The 18,719-nt window shown below is 63.9% G+C and carries 16 protein-coding genes and 1 pseudogene; 10 read left to right on the top strand and 7 right to left on the bottom strand.

Annotation, left to right across the window (positions count from 1 at the left end; genetic code table 11):
* The first annotated feature begins 425 nt into the window (after window positions 1-425).
* From dapA to SG26_RS12550, 3 genes are all read left to right on the top strand, one after another.
* Complete coding sequence (gene dapA, locus SG26_RS12560) at window positions 426-1,346, top strand: 4-hydroxy-tetrahydrodipicolinate synthase (protein WP_050037741.1); 921 nt, start codon at window positions 426-428, stop codon at window positions 1,344-1,346.
* Complete coding sequence (dapB, locus tag SG26_RS12555; protein WP_050037740.1) at window positions 1,343-2,092, top strand: 4-hydroxy-tetrahydrodipicolinate reductase; 750 nt, start codon at window positions 1,343-1,345, stop codon at window positions 2,090-2,092. The genes dapA and dapB overlap by 4 nt, the downstream gene beginning before the upstream one ends.
* A 497-nt stretch (window positions 2,093-2,589) precedes the next feature.
* Window positions 2,590-3,420, top strand: a complete 831-nt coding sequence (locus SG26_RS12550) for a 2,3,4,5-tetrahydropyridine-2,6-dicarboxylate N-succinyltransferase (RefSeq protein WP_050037739.1) — start codon at window positions 2,590-2,592, stop codon at window positions 3,418-3,420.
* A 223-nt stretch (window positions 3,421-3,643) separates the two neighbouring features.
* On the opposite strand, the gene SG26_RS12545 is transcribed toward SG26_RS12550, so the two are convergent.
* Window positions 3,644-4,762: a polymer-forming cytoskeletal protein gene (locus SG26_RS12545; protein ID WP_050037738.1), complete on the bottom strand. Its 1,119-nt coding sequence runs from the start codon at window positions 4,760-4,762 to the stop codon at window positions 3,644-3,646.
* A gap of 468 nt (window positions 4,763-5,230) precedes the next feature.
* Between SG26_RS12545 and SG26_RS12540 the strand changes: the two genes are divergently transcribed.
* From SG26_RS12540 to SG26_RS12520, 5 genes and pseudogenes are all read left to right on the top strand, one after another.
* Window positions 5,231-6,757 carry an aldehyde dehydrogenase gene (locus SG26_RS12540; RefSeq protein WP_014039867.1) on the top strand — a complete coding sequence of 509 codons (1,527 nt, stop codon included), beginning with the start codon at window positions 5,231-5,233 and terminating at the stop codon, window positions 6,755-6,757.
* A gap of 1 nt (window position 6,758) precedes the next feature.
* The gene (locus SG26_RS12535; RefSeq protein WP_014039866.1) at window positions 6,759-7,130 is read left to right on the top strand and encodes a hypothetical protein; all 372 of its coding nucleotides are present in this window, start codon (window positions 6,759-6,761) and stop codon (window positions 7,128-7,130) included.
* A gap of 64 nt (window positions 7,131-7,194) precedes the next feature.
* Window positions 7,195-7,731, top strand: a complete 537-nt coding sequence (locus SG26_RS12530) for a Tfx family DNA-binding protein (RefSeq protein WP_079980824.1) — start codon at window positions 7,195-7,197, stop codon at window positions 7,729-7,731.
* A 189-nt stretch (window positions 7,732-7,920) separates the two neighbouring features.
* Window positions 7,921-9,156, top strand: a complete 1,236-nt coding sequence (gene lysA, locus SG26_RS12525; RefSeq protein ID WP_050037736.1) for a diaminopimelate decarboxylase — start codon at window positions 7,921-7,923, stop codon at window positions 9,154-9,156.
* Window positions 9,156-10,282 (top strand): annotated as a pseudogene (locus SG26_RS12520) (M20 family metallopeptidase). Before lysA ends, SG26_RS12520 begins: the two are co-directional and overlap by 1 nt.
* Window positions 10,283-10,298: 16 nt before the next feature.
* Here SG26_RS12520 and SG26_RS21980 read toward each other — a convergent pair.
* The 6 genes from SG26_RS21980 to SG26_RS12495 all read right to left on the bottom strand — a co-directional run bounded on the left by SG26_RS21980 (window position 10,299) and on the right by SG26_RS12495 (window position 15,816).
* The gene (locus SG26_RS21980) at window positions 10,299-10,445 is read right to left on the bottom strand and encodes a hypothetical protein (protein WP_255355520.1); all 147 of its coding nucleotides are present in this window, start codon (window positions 10,443-10,445) and stop codon (window positions 10,299-10,301) included.
* Window positions 10,409-10,942 (bottom strand): phosphoribosyltransferase, encoded by a 534-nt coding sequence (locus tag SG26_RS12515; RefSeq protein WP_255355519.1) that lies wholly within the window; start codon window positions 10,940-10,942, stop codon window positions 10,409-10,411. The genes SG26_RS21980 and SG26_RS12515 overlap by 37 nt, the downstream gene beginning before the upstream one ends.
* 89 nt (window positions 10,943-11,031) lie before the next feature.
* Entirely contained in the window at window positions 11,032-12,339 is a 1,308-nt protein-coding gene (locus tag SG26_RS12510) for an MFS transporter (protein ID WP_050037735.1), read from the bottom strand.
* A gap of 91 nt (window positions 12,340-12,430) precedes the next feature.
* Complete coding sequence (gene purB / locus SG26_RS12505) at window positions 12,431-13,813, bottom strand: adenylosuccinate lyase (protein WP_050037734.1); 1,383 nt, start codon at window positions 13,811-13,813, stop codon at window positions 12,431-12,433.
* A gap of 133 nt (window positions 13,814-13,946) precedes the next feature.
* Window positions 13,947-15,014, bottom strand: a complete 1,068-nt coding sequence (locus tag SG26_RS12500) for a zinc-dependent alcohol dehydrogenase family protein (protein ID WP_050037733.1) — start codon at window positions 15,012-15,014, stop codon at window positions 13,947-13,949.
* 247 nt (window positions 15,015-15,261) lie between these two features.
* The gene (locus SG26_RS12495) at window positions 15,262-15,816 is read right to left on the bottom strand and encodes a hypothetical protein (protein WP_004963012.1); all 555 of its coding nucleotides are present in this window, start codon (window positions 15,814-15,816) and stop codon (window positions 15,262-15,264) included.
* Between the two features lie 145 nt (window positions 15,817-15,961).
* On the opposite strand from SG26_RS12495, the gene purH reads away from it, so the two are divergent.
* On the top strand, window positions 15,962-17,578 hold the full coding sequence (gene purH / locus SG26_RS12490; protein WP_050037732.1) for a bifunctional phosphoribosylaminoimidazolecarboxamide formyltransferase/IMP cyclohydrolase: 1,617 nt from the start codon (window positions 15,962-15,964) through the stop codon (window positions 17,576-17,578).
* Window positions 17,579-17,719: 141 nt separating this feature from the next.
* Window positions 17,720-18,706 carry a formate/nitrite transporter family protein gene (locus SG26_RS12485; RefSeq protein WP_014039856.1) on the top strand — a complete coding sequence of 329 codons (987 nt, stop codon included), beginning with the start codon at window positions 17,720-17,722 and terminating at the stop codon, window positions 18,704-18,706.
* The last annotated feature ends 13 nt before the right edge of the window (window positions 18,707-18,719 follow it).

Here is an 18,719-nt window from a genome sequence, read left to right as displayed (position 1 = left end):
CCGCTTGTTTCAGACAGGACGCAAATACCAAAATGCAGTCGGGCCTGCTCCAGCAGCGTCTCCCAGACAAGCCGAGGGAAACGCTGGCGTACTGCCACACGATGGGGGTCCCGCCGTCTCCATGCGACGACTCGATAAGGCTTCGAATGCACTGTGAAAGGCGACAGCGAGAACACAAAAGCTAAGTCGGTCACGCTTGGTTACTCGACCATGCGACGACGCCGTCAGTCCGGAACCGCCTCGTGGCTCCCCGGTGAGGGCGTCGTCCGCGCGAAACGCAAGCCGACGTTTTAGCGACTCGTGGCGGACGTGGCGACTCCGTCTCGGGTCAGGACGTTTGACACACAACAGCCGGCGGTATCGGCCGGCTATCGCACCGTTTCCGACCGGACAACCGAACCCACAGCGACACCACACACTCAGCAATGACAGCTATCGACTTCCGCGGCGTGTTCCCGGCTATGTGCACGCCGTTCCACCAGGACGGCAGTATCGACTTCGAAACACTCCAAGAGGACGCCCAGCGGCTCGAATCCGCCGGCGTCGACGGCCTCGTTCCGGTCGGCTCGACCGGTGAATCGGCGACGCTCTCGCACGACGAACACATCGAGGTCGTCGAGGCGGTCATCGACGCCGTCGACGACGTGCCGGTCATCGCCGGCTCGGGGTCGAACAACACCAAGGAAGCGCTGGAGCTGTCCCGGCGCTCCGCCGAGGCCGGCGCTGACGCGCTGTTGCTCATCTCGCCGTACTACAACAAGCCCGAACAGCAGGGGTTCCTCGACCACTACACGACGCTGGCTGACGCCGTCGACCTGCCACAGATCGTCTACAACGTCCCCTCGCGGACGGGCCAGAACATCGACCCGGATACGGCGGTCGAACTCGCCGCACACCCGAACATCCAGGCCTACAAGGCTGCGAGCGGCGACATGGGACAGATTTCAGAGATCATCGAACGCACGCGGGACGAGGACTTCGCGGTGCTGTCCGGCGACGACGGGATGACGCTACCGATGCTGTCGGTCGGCGGGACCGGCTGTATCTCCGTCTCGGCCAACATCGAACCGGAGCGCACCTGCGCGATGGTCGGTGCGGCGCTGTCCGGCGATTTCGAGCGAGCGCGAGCGATCCACCACGAACTCGGCCCGCTGTTCCGCGCGATGTTCGTCGAGACAAACCCCATCCCGGTCAAGGAAGCGATGCGGATTCGGGGCTACGGCCCGGCACATCTCCGCTCGCCGCTAACCCGCCTGTCCGACGAACACCTCGACCACCTGCGTGACGTGCTCGTGACGCTCGAAACCGAAGACCTCGAAGACGAGTACGCGGAGGCCGAGCGATGACGCGGGTGGCGGTCAACGGCGTCACCGGCCAGATGGGTGGCGCTGTCATCGAGGCCGCCACCGACAGCGAGGTCGTGGTCGGCTTTGCGACCAGCGATACCAACGCGGTCGACGGCGTCCCGGTCGTCGACCTCGCCGATGCCGCCGAGGCGCTCCGGGAGTACGACGTGGACGTTGTCGTCGACTTCGCTGTCCCAGAGGGTGCGCTGACCGTCGCCGAAGCCTGCGTCGAAGCGGGCGTCTCGATGGTCGTCGGAACCACCGGCTTCGACGAGGACGGGATGGCCAGTCTGCGAGACGCCAGTGAGGAGGTTCCGCTGCTGAAGGCGACCAACTTCTCGCAGGGAATTCAGGTCCTCCAGCGCCTCGTCAGCGAGGCCGTCGGGACGCTCGACGACTACGACCTCGAACTCATGGAGACCCACCACAACCGCAAGGTCGACGCGCCGTCGGGGACGGCCAACAGTATCCTCGACGTGATCCAAGAGGAGCGCGACGTAGAGCCGGTGTACGGCCGGGAAGGGCACGCACCGCGCGATGACGACGAAATCGGCGTGTTCGCCAGGCGAGCCGGTGACATTCGCGGGGAGCACGAACTCGTGCTGGCCGGCAACGACGAAGTCCTCTCGCTCTCCCACCGGGCCGAGGACCGCGGCGTGTTCGCTGCCGGCGCACTCGATGCGGCGACGTGGCTCGTCGGCCGCGACGCCGGCTGGTACGAGTTCGGCGACGTTGTAGACGCCTGAAGGAGACCGGAGGGGAAACACGGAACGGTTTTCAGTGGTCTACTCACGGCAATTGATTGCGGTTCTATAGTAGCCGTTGAAAATCAATGCACACCTGATCGGACGACTGTAGTGCGATCAGTGTGTAAATCGTTTCAATTGTTACTATCGACGGATCGGTGAGCGGCGACCATATCGACACCCGGTATTCGGAAAATATGAATATGTGATAATACACACTCGAATACCTCTCTCAATACCACGGTCAGCCTTATATGTCGGAGTTGCCGCGTATCGTCTATGGCTACGAACCAGCGCGTACAACTACCAGCGACCGATTGCCCGCGATGTTCCAGCGAATTCGAAGCGACGGCACCGCGCATCAGTATGTGCCGGGAATGTGGGTACATCCCCGGCCGCGGGTCCGACTGAGAGAACGACAGACGGAAAATGCGGCATGGTAGCACACCCATCCCGAAACCCCGATAGGTAAGCCCCCGGCGTCGCAACCGGGTGGTATGAGCCTCGAAGCCGATATCGGCGACCTCTGGCAACGGAAACAGGACGGCCTCTCGGCGGCCGACACGACCGACGACCACCTCGCCGTACTCGATGAATTCCTCGCGGCGCTGGAAGCGGGGGAGGTCCGCGCCGCGGAGAAGTCCGGCGGCGAATGGGAGGCGAACGCGTGGGTCAAGCAGGGCATTCTGCTGAACTTCGGCCTGCGCGAGACCGTCGCCCGGGAGTACGGCGGCGTCGACTACCACGACGTGCTCCCACTCCGGGAGACTGAGGACCTCGGCGAGCGCGGGACCCGCAACACGCCGGACGGCACGACCATCCGCCGTGGCGCGTACCTCGGTGAGGACTGCATCATGATGTCGCCCTCGTTCGTCAACATCGGGGCGTACGTCGGCGACGGGACGCTCATCGACTCCTGTGACACCGTCGGTTCCTGCGCCCAGATCGGCGAGAACGTCAAGCTCGGCGCGAACACGCTCATCGGCGGCGTCCTCGAACCGGTCGAGAACGCCCCAGTCATCGTTGAGGACGAGGTATCGCTGGGCGCTGGCTGTCGCGTCACCAGCGGCTTCGTCGTTGGCGAAGGCTCGATTGTCGGTGAGAACACGCTCCTGACGCCGCGGATTCCCGTCTACGATCTCGTCAAGGACGAGGTACTGTACGGCGAACTGCCGCCGGAACGGCGCGCCTTCCAGCGCTTCGTCGACTCTTCAGTCGGCGAGAACGACCTGATTCCCGGCGGGGCGTACAAGCCCGCTGTGGTGGCGACCGATGTCGAGGAGGAGACGCTGGAAGCGACGGAGAGAGAAGACGCGCTTCGGGAGTAGCGAGGGCGCGCGAAGCGCGGCCCTCGGTAAAGCGAACGGTGAGCGAAGTGACCCGCGAGCAATGGAGTTTCGACCGTGGAGAGCGCTCTCGGCATCACCTCGTCCGGCGGGCGCATCTGGTGGACGGACTGATAGTTGAGACAGTCTACGCCACGGTCAAGAGTTGTTGAGTATCGAAGCTGAGTGACTGGAGGGGAGCCAACGGCGGCGTGTCGCTCGGACTTCAGGCCGCGGTGGTATCGCTGTCGACCTCGTCAAGTGTCGTTTGCCGCCCGTCTGCGACGTTCCCACGGCGCTGGTAGGACTCTCTGAGGGTGAGTGCCAGTGCGCCGAGGCCGAGTAAAAGCGCAAGCAGTTCGAACACCCACCCGACAACCGGTATCGCACCGAGAATTGCAAACCCGATGAGGCCGACGACGAGCGCGAGCCAGCGGTTCTCCCGGTCAGCGAGCGAGAGCGCCCACGACCCAGCGGCGAACTGGCCGTAGACGACGGCGACCCACACCGCGACGCCGAAAATGACGGCACCGACCAGCGAGAGCGGGATGCCGACGATGGTGAACAGGAGAACGACGAGGACGACGGGCACGGCGACGAGTGTCAGCAGGCCGACGCCCCCGGACTTCGCCGGGCGCTCCGCGACGTGTCCGGCGACGCGCGCTGAAAACGACGGGAAGGCGGCCAGTAGGATCGCACCCAGCAGGAGGTTTACGAGCAGGCCGTAGACGACACCGATCCATGACGGAAGCGCGAACTCGCCGGAGTCCGGCCCGGCGCTGTCGCCGATGCTCTCGTCCTGAACGACACTCCCGCCGATGGTGGCCTCGGGATCGCGGGTGAACGTGGCTGCGTCGTAGCGGACGTCGCCGCCGACCGACGCCGTCGGCCCGAGGACGAACTCCTCTGCACCAGCACGGACGGTCCCGTCGACCGTCCCATGAATCGCGAGGAAGCCAGCACCTGCTTCGAGGTGTCCGCCAATCTGGGCTGTCTCGCCGATCTCGACTGTCCCGCCGGCGACGCTGACGTTGCCGCCGACAGTGCCGTCGATACGGACAGTCCCCGCCGCAGCCTCGATGTTCCCACCCACCTCGCCGGTCTCGGTGACGTGGACGGTCCCTGCCGCGGTTTCGACGTCTCCGGTCACCGTCCCGCGAACGATGACCGTCCCGGCGACCCCCTCAACGCTGTCGTACGTCTCGCCAGGTCCGATGATTATGGTTCCGTTTGCTCCCTGATACGACTGCGCGGCAACGGTACCGGTCACAGTCGATAGCAAAACGAGCGACACGAGCGCGAGCGTAGCGACCCGGAGGCCGCCGCTGGCGAGTCTGGAAGACATGCGATTTGATTGTATTGGGAACATGATAAATGTGTGATAACATTATCAGGCAGCGAGAACGCCACCCGAACGGTGTGAGCCGGGCCGCACTCGTCCAGACCGAGCGGTCTGTCCGCGCCGCGGTGTTGTCGTCGCCGATGGAGAGGAGACACTGAAAACAATGGAGCCAGAAGACGCACGCAGAGAGAGTGGGGTGCGCGGAGTAGCGGCCCTCGAAACGTGGACATCGGCCTCTGGGACTGGACCGAAACGAGCGTTTCTGTATCGGTATGTGATTTTAGTTATAAGACGACAGCGGTTCCTGACGACGCTCTCCAGCGGTCTCACAGGCGACATATCGAGCGTGTATTAGGTGGGGTGAAACCTATGGTGGTTTCTTTTTGGCCGAATTCTGAGTTTTTGTAATCGCTACTGGCTACACCACCCTGAAACTTTAAGTATTGATAGCATGAAATATTTGCCGTAGATATGTCTAGTGACAGCAAGCAGCAGAGCGCAACCGAGCGGAAGTCAGCGATAAAGAAGCGTCACGAACAGGCGGCAAACGAGGTGCTGCCGGATCGGCGGGAACTGTACATCGGTGGGGAATGGGTCCAGAGTAGCGCCGGGAAGACATTCGAAACGATAGACCCGACAACCGGTGAACCGCTTGCGGAAGTGCAAGCCGGCACAGCCGAGGATATTGATAGCGCGGTTGCAGCCGCGTGGGACGCCTACGACGAGACATATAGCGATATGTCTACAGGCGCACGCCAGGCAATGCTGGATAGTATCGCAGATGCCATTGCGGAGCGCAGCGAGGAGTTCGCGAAGCTCGAAAGTTTAGATAACGGGAAACCGATTAGCGAGGCTCGGATCGATATTGACCTCGTTATCGACCACTTCCGGTATTTCGCAGGTCTCGCTCGGTCGGGCGAGGGACGGACCATTGAAACTGACGACAGCCGGCACGTCCAGACGCTCCGGGAGCCGTATGGGGTTGTTGGACAGATAATCCCGTGGAACTTCCCGTTGCTGATGGCGGCCTGGAAGCTCGCCCCGGCGCTGTCGGCCGGTAACACCGTCGTACTGAAGCCTGCCGAGGAGACGCCGCTGAGTATTCTCAAACTGATGGAAATTACGGAAGATGTGATTCCCGACGGCGTCGTTAACGTCGTCACCGGGTTCGGTCCGGAGGCAGGGGAGCCGCTCTCGAAACACCCTGACATCCGGAAGCTAGCGTTCACTGGATCGACAGAAATCGGGAGTAAAGTGATGCAAAGCGCCGCCGAAACCATCACCGACGTGACGCTGGAACTGGGCGGAAAGAGTCCACTCATTGTGTTCCCCGATGCAGACCTGGAACAGGCTGTCCAGACGACGATTACGGCAATCTTCTTTAACACCGGTGAGTGTTGCTGTGCCGGGTCACGGTTGTTCGTCCATGAAGACATCAAAGACGAGTTCCTGAATGAGCTTGCGGCTGCAGCCGAGGACCTAACTGTAGATGACCCACTGCTGGAGGCGACAGACCTCGGCCCGAAAGTGACCGCAGAGCAGGTCGAGCGGACGCTGGGCTACATAGAGGAGGCAGAACAGGAAGGAGCCGCTTTCGTCACCGGAGGGAGTCAGCCGGACGACGAAGCCCTTTCGGATGGCTGCTTCGTCGCGCCGACACTTATTGACGAGATTGACCACGACAGCAAACCGGTCCAGGAAGAAATCTTCGGCCCGGTTCAGGAAGTGTTCAGCTGGAGCGAGTACGATGAGATGATGGAACTGGCTAACGATGTCGACTACGGTCTCGCAGCAGGAGTCCTCACAGAAGACCTCTCGAAGGCGCACCAGTGTGCAAAAGACATCGAAGCGGGGAACATCTGGGTCAACACCTACAACGACTTCCCGGCAGGCCAGCCGTTCGGCGGATACAAGCAGTCGGGAATCGGTCGAGAGATCGGCGAGGAAACGATCGAACATTACACGCAGACGAAGACGGTGAATATTTCACTCGATTGATGTGAGCGTCCCGTTCCCGCAAGTCCCTCCCGGACAGATTGAAGCCGCCAACGTGTCCATCGCCCCCGACGGGACGAAATACGTCGTCCCGTCAGGGATGCACGAGCGGCTGTTCCGGGCAGTGGTGCCCGACGCTGCTGCGGGGACACGAGACCCCAAAACCGAACTGGCGCTGGCCGGATGGGTGTCACTGCATACAGATGGGCTGACCAGACGTGTGTATATCGATGCCCCGGATGACTTCACCGAAACGGCCATGGTAAAGCGGTTCGCCCGGTCACACGACGCCGAATCGATTGTCATGGCACGCCACCCAAGCGGCGACGTGACCCGCTGGCAGTCGCCAGGCGCTGTGTCCGTTACCGAACAGTGAACTCGGCAGTCAGCAGTCTGTGCTGTCGCTCAGGGTCAGTCCACCTTACTTAGTACGGCCAGGGATGGCCGCTCGCGGCTGGCAACAACGTTGTTTTCAGTCCAGCTACCGACCTGTGGCTATGGATGAACGAATCGACCCGGACGAACTGCTCGCTGCTGTCGGCTTTGATGCGGACGAGAGCGTGCTAACGCGCCGGCAAGCGGAGGTACTTGCGCTCCGCGAAAACGATGTCCGTCAGAGCGATATCGGGGAGTTGCTCGGCACGTCACGCGCGAATATTTCAAGTATCGAGCGCAATGCGAGAGAAAACGTCGAAAAAGCACGCCAGACGGTCGCCTTCGCAAACACCCTGACCGCACCCGTTTGTGTTGACATCGAAGCCGGGACCGATATCTACGATATTCCACCGACGGTGTATGCCGCCTGTGATGAGGCCGGTGTGGAGGTCAATTACGGCTCCTCGAATCTGTTGCAACTCGTCGATGACGCCGTCGATGGTGCGATTCAGCAGGACACGGTGCAGGTGCCACTCCGCATTGATGTGACAAACGACGGTGTCGTACACGTTCGAGAACGGTCGACAGAACGCACAGAGTAACCGGGAACAGTACTGCTGGCTCGAATCGGCAGGCACGGCTCACATACCGGTGAGTCCTCACGCGCCGACAGACGATTGTTGCGCAGCACCGTCCGCATCCGACCGTCGCCCGATAGAGAGATGGCCAGTTGGGGCGCTGTGTGTATCGAAACGGAACCCTTGTTAGCCGCCGACACCGTGGTTTCCCCAATGAGCCACGACTCGCCGCCGGTCCGCCGCCTCGCGGACTGGGACCACGAGCGTCTGGAGGCGGTGGCTGCCGAGCACGGCACGCCGCTGTACGTCGTTGATCTCGACCGCGTCGCCGAGAACTACGAGCGGTTCGCCGCGGCGTTTCCCGACGCCCACGTCATGTACGCCGCGAAGGCCCACACCGGTCAGGCCGTCCTGTCGAAACTGCTTGAGACAGGCGCTGACATCGAGTGTGCCGCCTGGGGGGAACTCCAGCGGGCTATCGACGCCGGCGCGGACCCGAACACGCTCCAGTACACGGCCGTCAATCCGCCGGACCGCGACCTCGACCGTGCCGTCGAACTGGCGGCAGAGCACCCCGGGCTGACGATTACGGGGGGCGCGCGGGACACCTTCGACCGCCTCGAAGAGCGGGGCTACAACGGCCGGGTCGCCATCCGCATCAATCCCGGTATCGGGACGGGCCACCACGAGAAGGTCGCCACCGGCAAGGACGCCAAGTTCGGCATTCCCTACGACGAGGTGCCCGAGGTCGCGGCCGACGTGCGCGAGCGGTTCGACCTCGTCGGCCTGCACGCCCACGCCGGCAGCGGCGTCCTTCACGACGACCTCGACGACCACTGTCGGGCCATCGGAAAGGTCGCCGACATGGGCCGAGAAGTCATCGCCGACGGCGCGGAACTGGACTTCGTCGACTTCGGCGGCGGCTTCGGCGTTCCCTACAGGGAGACTATCGAGCCGCTGGACATGGATACTGTCGGCGAGAAGGTCCGCGAGGCGGTCGGGGACCTCGACGCGCAGGTCAAACTCGAACCCGGCCGGTACGTTGTCGCCGACGCCGAGTGCATCCTCACTGAGGTCAACACGGTCAAGGAGACGCCGGCGGCAACTGTCGTCGGCGTCGACGCCTCGCTGGCAACACTCATCCGACCGGCAATGTTCGGCTCCTACCACCCGATCCGGAACGTCACCGCGCCGGAGCGGGAGGCCGAACCGGTGTCGGTCGGCGGTCCCTGCTGTACGAGCGCCGACGTGTTCTGCACTGACCGACCGCTCGCTCGACCCGAGCGGACTGACCTGCTCGCCATCGGCAACGCCGGCGCGTACGGCTACGAGCTGGCCAACCAATTCCACTCCCAGCCGCGGCCGGCGGAGATCGCCTTCGAGGGCGGCGAGACGCGAGTCGTCCGCGAGCGCGAGACGCTGGCGGACGTGACCCGCATGGAGCGGTAATGGCGTTCGACATCCCCTCGTTCCACCGGCAGGCCGTCGAGACGCCGTCACACGAGCGCGTCGACGACATGCGCTCGTTACTGGTCGACACGCTCGAAGACGCCGGCGAGTACCCGGAGATAGACGACCTCGGTAACGTCGTCGCGTCCCGTGGCGATACCGACGGGACCCATATCCTGCTCAACACGCACATCGACACCGTGCCGCCGCATTTGCCCTACGAGCGGCGGACGGAGCCGCCGGGGCCAGACGAGAGTATTGATGGCACCGGCGGCGATGGGGACGGCGACATCGTCTGTGGCCGCGGGGCCTGTGACGCGAAAGGCCCGCTCGCGGCCTTGCTGGATGCGTTCCTCACCGTGACGCCCGATGACGGCCGGGTCACACTGGCGATTTCTACCGACGAGGAGACGACACAGACCGGCGGCGCACACCTTGCAGACACAGTCGGCGCCGACGGCTACATCGTTGGCGAACCGACCGGCCTCGACGTGTGTACCGCCGCTCGCGGCCAGTTTGAGGGCACGGTCACCATTCACGGCGAGAGCGCCCACGCCGCCGACCCCGGCAGCGGCCACAACGCGATTCGGGCCGCCGCGCCGGTTCTGCAGGCGATGGAGTCGTATGACGACAAGAAAGGCCCCGGCGAACACGAGACGCTCGGCTACCCCATTCTCACCCCGTCGATGGTCGAGGGCGGCGAGGCGACCAATCAGGTCCCGGCAGAGTGTATCATCACGTTCGACCGGCGGAGCGTCCCGCCGGAGACGAGCGAATCGTTCTGTGCCGACCTGCAGGCCCACCTCGAACAGTGGCTCCCGGAGTCGATGGACCTCACCGTGGACCTCATCCGCCCGGATACGCCGTTCCCCGAGGCGTTCGCGACCGACACCGACGCAGAACTGGTCCGCACGCTGCAGGAAGCAAGTGGCGGCGGGGTCCGGCAGTTCGGGCCGCGACGGAAGCTTCGTATTTCGCGAGCAACGGGCCGACCGTGGTGTTCGGTCCCGGCGACCTGAGCGATGAGATGGGTGCTGTCGCCCACTCGAAACGCGAGTACGTCCGTCTCTCGGAGGTTCGGACGGCCGCGCGAGCCGTGCGGGAGACGGTCGAACGGCTGGTCTGAGTCGGAAAGTCACGACCTACGCCGACCGCCGCTGGACGAGGTCGGAGAGCGCCGTGGTTGCGTCTTCGTCTGTCACGCTGTCAAACTCCTCGTAGTAGTCCGAAGTCGCCTGAAACGCCGCCGGTTTTAGCGGGACGACGACGTCGTCGGCCCACCGCCGCACCTCATCGAGCACGTCCGGCGGTGCGACGGGGGCAGCGGCGATAACCTCGTTCGCACCTGCCTTTCGCAGACGCTGAATTGCGACACGCATCGCCGCCCCGTCGGAATCCCATCATCGACCAGCAGAACCCGTTTGCCGGCCACGTCAAGCGGCCCCCACGTCTCGCCGTAGTTGACCGCTCGTGACTCAACAGTGTCGCTCGCGTGCGTCTTCGCCTCCTGCACGTACTCCCAGTTCACGTCAAGGAACCGCATCATCGGGCTGTTAATCCACGAGAAGCCGCCCGGCGCGACGGCCCCAATAGTCAACTCAGGGTGGTTTGGCGCGCGTATACGTTGTATGACGATGACATCCATTGGAAGTCCAGTCGCGTCAGCGACCACGTTGCCGACCGGGACGCCGTTCGGTGCGAGCGTGACGACGATATCGCCGACGACATCCCGCCGGCGCAGCGCGGCCACGAGCTGTTGCGCCGCATCCGAGCGGTCTGTGAACATACCACACTATACGGAATCGTACATCCTAATCATTCCGGTCAGTCGTCACCGGGCTGGCGGCCGACCGAGCGGGTGGCTGCGTCACCGGCTCAGTCCTGGGGTGTCGGCTGGTCGGGTTCCTGCCCGAGGGCCAGCGTCTCCTCGACCTGTGTGTACGTCAGAACGAGACCGACAAACGCGAGCGCGGCACCGGCAGTGAAGGGCGTGCTGAACGACCCGAAGTTGTACAGCAGGCCCGACGCCAGCGGCCCGATAGCGACGCCGAGACCGAACGCCATTGTCAGGACAGACAGCGTCGTCCCGGACCCTCTCGCGCCGGCCAGATCACCGGCAAGAGCGAGCGACGGGGCGAACACGAGCGCGACGGCGATGCCCTGGACGAACCGCGCCAGAAGCATGCTCCACGGGCCTGTCACGACACCCTGTGCGAACACCGACGGAACAAGGATGACGAACCCGGCGACGATGAACGGCCGTCGACCAAACCGGTCGCTCGCTCGGCCGATGGGTACCTGAAAGACGACGTTCGCGATGACGACGGCGGCAAACTGGACGCTGAAGAACAGGGTCGACTCGTCCAGCCGCATCCGAATTGGCCCTTCGAGCGTGGCAAACAGGGCGATAGTGGCCGCCATTAGGAAGGTGCCGATACCGAGGACGAACACTGAATCGAGCCCCTCCCCCTCTCGGTCCAGAATCGCTATCGAGAGGTCTTTGCCCGCTTCGGCATCGACCGGTGGATCCTGAATCAGGGCCCACACGAGGACGAAGCTCACGACAGCGCCCAGCACGGCGATGGCGAAGGCGGCGGTGAAGCCGGATATCGCGGTGCCGGCGAATCGGTAGGTCACCACGTCGTTCGCGGCGAGTCCGCCGGTGATGACGACGCCGGCGATTATCGGCCCGAACCCGAAGCCGATGAGCCGGAAAGTGTTGAACACGCCGAAGTTCCCGCCGCGCTCGGCGTCACTCGCCGCGTAGTCGTTTACCAGCGCGACCGTCGCTGGAATCGTAAAGGCTGCGCCAAGGCCCTGAAACGCCCGCGCAGCGAGGACTGCCCAGTACGAAGAGAGGAACGGGTAGGCCGCGCTGCCGATAGCGAACAGCACCAGCCCGGTGAGGACGAAAATCCGGCGCTTACCGGTCCGGTCCGAGAGCCGCCCGGTGAAAGGCTGGCCGAAACTGTTCAACAGGCCGAACAGGGAGAGCACCAGACCGATGAGCGTCTCCGTCTGGAGGGTGAACCCGAGTATCTGCTGGCCGGCGATACCGGCGAGCGACACCTGTCCGCTGGCGATGTACAGGGGGAGCACGATGATGAGAAACGAGTTGCCCAGCGCGTCCGCCATCCGAGCGAACGCGAGCGTCAGGACCCGGGTGTCAGTGCCGAGGACCATCTACCCCTGACGAAGGCGGCCACACTCGTGATAGTTGCGTTCCCCGCGGTGGTACGTCGACCCGAAAACAGCACCGGCGAGACAGCGGCGCTCAGATGTCGTCGGCCTGCTGCGCCGCGATCCCCGTGTAATCGGTCGGCGTCAGCGCCTCCAGTTCGGCCCGGACCTCGTCGCTCACGTCGAGGTCGGCAAACATATCGTGGAAGTCCTCGATGGTGACCTCGCGGCCCCGAGTGGCCTTTTTGACCTGCTCGTAGGCGTCGGCGTACCCTTCGCGCCGGAGGATCGTCTGAACGGCTTCGCCGATGATCTCCGGCGTCGCGGCGAGGTCGTCGCGCATCACCTGCTCGTTGGGGACGACCTTCGCCAGCCCGTTCTGGCACTTGCTGTAGCCGATGAGACAGTGGGCGAAGGCGGCCCCGATGTTGCGCTTGACCGTCGAGTCCGAGAGGTCCCGCTGGAGCCGGGAGTTCGTGACGTAGTCGCCGAGGAAGTGGAGGTCGGAATTGGCCTTCGAGAGATTCCCCTCGCTGTTCTCGAAGTCGATTGGGTTGACCTTGTGGGGCATCGTCGAGGACCCCGTTTCGCCCTCGACGGCTTCCTGGCCGAGATAGCGGTCCGAGACGTACAGCCACACGTCGAGGTCGAGGTCCAGCAGGATGTTGTTCGCGCCCCGGAGCGCATCGAACAGGACCGCGAGGTCGTCACAGGGGTTGACCTGCGTCGTCAGCGGTTCGTGCTCCAGGCCGAGGTCGCCGACGAAGGATTCGGCGAACGTTGGCCAGTCCACGTCGGGGTAGGCGGCGACGTGGGCCGCGTAGGTTCCCGACGCACCGGCGAGCTTTCCGGAGAGGCCCTCAGCAGCACGCTCCACACGACCGATGGCCTGCCCCAGCCGCGAGGCGTAGACGGCCATCTCCTTGCCGAACGTCGTCGGCGTCGCAGGCTGGCCGTGTGTGCGGGCCAGCATCGGCACGTCAGCGTAGGTGTGGGCCATCTCCACCAGCGTATCCCGAATCTCGCGGAGTTCGGGCACCAGCACCACCTCGGCGGCGGGCTTGACGAGCAGCCGCTGGGCGAGGTTGTTCACGTCCTCGCTGGTCAGGCCGAAGTGAATCCAGTTGGCGGCGTCGAGGTCGTCGGGCATCCCCAGCCGGATGAAGTACTCGATGGCCTTCACGTCGTGGTTGGTCGCCGCGTACTCGCCGTAGCCCTCGGTTTCGAGTTGCTTGACGACGCTCGCGTCCTCGTCGTCGAACCCTTCGTACAGCGCCCGGAGCGTCGCGCGCTGGCCGTCGTCGATTGACAGCGGCGTGGCGTCGAGGTCGGCAAGCGCGATGAGATACTCGACTTCGACTTCCACGCGGGCGCGCATCAGCGCCCGCTCGCTGGCGTACGGGACGAGCGGTTCGGTGTAGCGGGCGTATCGGCCGTCGAGCGGCGAAACGGCGGCCAGTGGCCCTCTCTCGGTCATACCCGAGTGTGCGCGGGAGGCGCGAAAAAGCGTGTCGTTCTCCCGCAACCGCGACGCGGTGCGGCAGCGAGGCGTGGTGTGACGGCGAGAAAGGTGGGGAGCGGGGATTCGGGTGAAAGAGGAGGCCGCGTCGTTAGTTGCTGAACTCGTTGCAGACCGGGATACCGACCGTGTTGTAGTCGCTCATCGCGGCCAGTTCGTCGGGTACCTGGTGGATGTCGACCGTGTCCTCGACCAGCGCCGTCGGGTCGAGTTTGCTCGATTCCACCATGTCCAGCATTTCGCTGTACCGCGATGGCTGGAGCCCGAGTGAGCCCTTGAAATCGATTTCTTTGGCGACGAACTCGTCGGTCGGGAGCGACACCATCCCCGCCTCCTCGCTGGTGGTCAGTCCGATCTGGACGTGCGTGCCGCCTTTGCGGAGCGAGTTCACCGCGTTCTGGCAGGTCGTTGCGATACCGAGGGCGTCTGCGGACACGTCGGCCCCGCCGTCAGTGATGTCCCTGACCTCCTTTGCGGGGTCGTCGACCGCCTGTGCGTTGACGGTGGCGACAGCGCCGAGGTCTTCCGCGCGCTCCAGTTTCTCGTCCATCAGGTCGACTCCGATGACGTTGCCGCCGAGGGCGTTCGCGATGTGAACCGCCGAGAGCCCGATGCCACCGCAGCCGTGGATAACAACGTCGTCGCCGGCACTGACCGGTGCGCGGTGGGCCATCGCGTGGAACGAGGTCATGAACCGACAGCCCATGCCGGCGGCTGACTCCGCATCGATGTCGTCCGGGAGCGGAACGGCATTGAGGTCGGCGTTGGGAATGTGGACCTCCTCGGCGAACGCGCCGGGTGCCTGGTTCATGAACCCGAGACCGATGTGGTTCTCGCAGATGTTTTCCCGCCCGTTTCGACAGAGGTCGCAGTTCCCGCAGGCGAAGTTGAACGGAATGGCGACCTCCTGTCCCTCCTCGATGTTTTCGACGTCTTCGCCGACAGAGACAATCCGGCCTGTCGGCTCGTGACCGAGGACGTGTGGCGGGTCAGGCCGGTACCCGAACCAGTCCCAGTCCCCCTGCCAGCAGTGCCAGTCGGACCGACAGATACCACAGCCGATGACCTCGGCGACGGCACCGTCCGGCTCCGGTTCGGGGCGTTCGACTTCTTGTACTGTTAGCGGCTCCTGAAACTCTTCTAGTAGTACTGCTTGCATTACACTATTAACATAGGATATCTTACTAATGAATATTATGGTTTTTGAGCTACAATATCTTCGCGAGCGAGGAGGTCCGCACCCCTGATATTGTGGTTACTCGGCTGCGTCAATCTAAGTCCAGAATAATTTTAAATAACTGCCGCTGCTGCCGAAGCCGATGACATATATCAAGTAACCATATTTTCATCCACATCGAAATACCTTCGACAGGGAGTGAAGAGATTGTCCCGCTAGCGGCCAATCCTCAACTCAGCCAGCCGTAGTCGCCGTCGGCATCGCCAAAGCGGCCATCCGGTGGGTCAAAGCGATAGAGGTCCTGTCCAAGTGCGACCCACGCGAGGCCGTAGACGGTTGCCGCCGCTGGCTGGACTTCGAACCCGAGGAACGCGATAGTCCCGAGGCCAAGCAACACGCCCAGCCACGGCGGCTGGATGCGCGTCCTGACGAGACCGACGGTGACCAGTAACGACCCGCTGACCAGCACGAGTACGCCGACCGCGATGACCGCCTCGCCACCACCGGAGAGGAGGCGGACCAGTTGTCCGACGGCGAAAACGAGGCCGCCGAGGCCGCCGGCCCACGCACCGATGGTCCCTGGCCGCTTCATCCGTGCGCCGTAGAAATCCTCAATGGCATAGTGACCGGCTACGACACCGAGTGCGGAGAGGGCGGTTCCGGCGAGGATGGAGGTACTCATTTCGGTCTGACCGGTCGCGGACAGCACCACGGCCCAGCCAACCCAGACGACACCACCGACGGCGGCGACCGCACCCGCGCGCTGACACCGTAGCTTCGCCATACGGGCGAGTTGGCGGCGGGCTACAAATGCGCACCGAACCGGTACACGCCGAGAATACAGACATAGCTAATGTGGCTCGGTCGCACGCCACAGACCGGCCGGGGGTTTCGCAACAACTTTGCACGGTCCGGTCGGTCAGTCCCACATGAAACTCGCCGGTATGGCCAGTAACCGCGGCCGAAATCTCATGAACATCGCGGACCGCGCCCCGGGCGGGGCGGAGTTCGCCGTCGTTCTGACCAATGACGCCGACGCGCCGGTGCTCGAAGCAGCCGCCGAGCGCGGCATCCCGACCGAGGTCGTCGAGCACGACGCGGACGAGTCGCGCGAGTCCCACGAGGAGCGCGTTCTCGACGCGCTCTCGGAGTACGACTTCGACCTCGTCACGCTGGACGGGTATATGCGCGTCCTCAGCGAGACGTTCCTCGACGAGACACCGACCGCGCTGAACGTCCACCCAAGCCTGCTGCCGAACTTCACCGGGGCGAACGCTCACGAGCAGGTCCTCGACGCCGGCGTGAAGGTGACGGGCTGTACCGTCCACGTCCTTGATGAAAGCGTCGACGGCGGCCCCATCGTCACGCAGGAACCGATTCCCGTCTTCGAAGGTGACGACGAGGACAGTCTCAAAGAGCGCGTGCTCTATGAAGGCGAGTTCACCGCCTACCCGCGCGTCATCGAGTGGTTCGCCGAGGACCGCGTCACCATCGACTGGGATGCAGGCACGGTCTCAGTAGAGGGCGACGAGGGCGGAGACTTCTCTGCCCGCCGCATCGTCTCGGATGACCTCGAATCGAGTCTGCGCTATGGAGAGAACCCCCATCAGAACGCCGCGCTGTACACTGACACGACCGTCTCGGAGGCCAGCGTCGTCCACGCCGACCAGCTCAACGAGGGTGCGAAGGCGCTGTCGTACAACAACTACAACGACGCCGACGGCGCGCTGAACCTCATCAAGGAGTTCGAGGAGCCCGCCGCGGCGGTCATCAAACACACCAACCCGGCCGGCTGTGCGACTGCCGACTCCGTGGCCGACGCCTACGAGAAGGCACTGTCGACGGACCCGATGAGTGCTTTTGGAGGTATTGTCGCGCTGAACCGCGAGTGCGACGCCGCCACCGCCGAACAGATCATCGACTCCTTCAAGGAGGTCGTCGTCGCGCCCGGCTACACCGACGCCGCGCTCGATGTACTGTTCGAGAAGGAGAATCTCCGCGTGCTGGATGTGAGCCCCGGGGACGGCCGGACGGGCGAGTCCGGTCGGTCCGAGAACTTCGAGGTCACCGACAGCCTGACCGAAAAGCCCCTCGTTGGGGGCCGACTCGTTCAGGAGCGGGACACCCAGCACCTCTCAGTCGACGATCTTGAAGTCGTCACCGAGCGCGAGCCGACCGACGAGCAGATCGAGTCGATGCTGTTCGCCTGGCACACGCTCAAACACGTCAAGTCCAACGGCATTCTCTTCGCTGACGGGACGGAAACGGTCGGCATCGGCATGGGGCAAGTGTCCCGGGTCGACGCCGTCCGGCTGGCCGCGATGAAGGCCGACGAGCACGCCGAGGGGAAGGACGCCGAGGGCGCGGTGATGGCCTCGGACGCCTTCTTCCCGTTCCCGGACGGCATTGAAGAGGCCGCCGACGCCGGCATCGAGGCGGTTATCCAGCCCGGCGGCTCGAAGAACGACGAGAGCGTCATCGAGGCCGCGGACGAACACGACATGGCGATGGTGTTCACCGGGCAGCGGTCGTTCAGACACGACTGAGCGGTAGCGAGAGCGTGTCTGAGCCTCGGTAGACGAGTGGCACGAGTCTATCGGTGGTTCCGGCACGACTGAGCGGGACCGCAGCGCAACCGGTAGCCGGCAACGAAAGAGGTTTTGTCGAGGCTTTAGAACCCGCTCCCGATGGCAAACGACAACGACAGGGAGGAAGCTGTCCGCGACGCTGTGGACGTCTCTCGGAGCGGTGCCCCAGCGGGTGGGAGTGTCATCCGTGACCGGTTCTCCGCGGACGAGATCTTCCAGCGCATCATCGTCGCGGCCGACGAGGAGGTGACAGTCGGGACTCGCGAGATGTTCTTCGCCGGCGTCGCGGGCGGGTTCGCTATCACAGTGACGTTCATGCTGTACGCGTCATTGTACGCGAAGACCGGCGGCGACCCGATATTGAGCGCGCTCCTGTATCCACTCGGGTTTGTCTTCATCATTCTCGGGGATTATCAGCTCTACACGGAGAACACACTCCCACCGGTCGCGCTCGTCCTCGAACGGCTGGCGAGCATCCCGTCGCTGCTCCGTATCTGGGTCGTCGTCCTGATTTCGAACCTCTTCGGCGGGATGCTCGGCGCGCTCGCGCTGGCGACGACCGACGTTCTCTCCGCCGACGCGGCGGCGGCCGCCGCCGGCTTCGCCCAGAAAGCTATCGCGACCTCTCAGCTAACGCTGTTCTCGAAGGCGGTGTTCGCCGGCCTCATCGTCGCCGGCGTCGTCTGGGTCGACTACTCGCTGCGGGACAGCATCTCCCGGCTCGTGTTGATTTACATCGCCTTCCTGGCGATTCCCTTCGGAAACCTCTATCACGTCGTCGTCTCCGCGACGGAGATGTTCTACTTGGTGTTCATCGGCGAGCTGGCGCTGTCTGTCGGCCTCTGGCAGTTCGTTCTCCCGGTACTTCTCGGCAACTCCGTCGGCGGCGTCGTGCTCGTGACCGTCGTCAACTACTTCCATACGACCGAACGGCGGCTCGAAACAGCGCGAGATCAGGGGTCCAAGCGCCAGCTCACCATCCGGGAGTGGATCTGGGGCGGGTGGTCCGCTTCGGGCCGCTCGTACGTGCCGGCGACCGACGAAATTCCCCAAAGCGATCCGGAGTCGCGAGAGAACGAGCGCTGACACAAACCATTTC

Source organism: Haloarcula sp. CBA1115, from assembly GCF_000827835.1.
Lineage (GTDB): Archaea > Halobacteriota > Halobacteria > Halobacteriales > Haloarculaceae > Haloarcula > Haloarcula hispanica.
The sequence above is the reverse complement of the archived record's forward strand: the minus strand, read 5'-3'. Positions and strand labels throughout refer to the sequence as shown.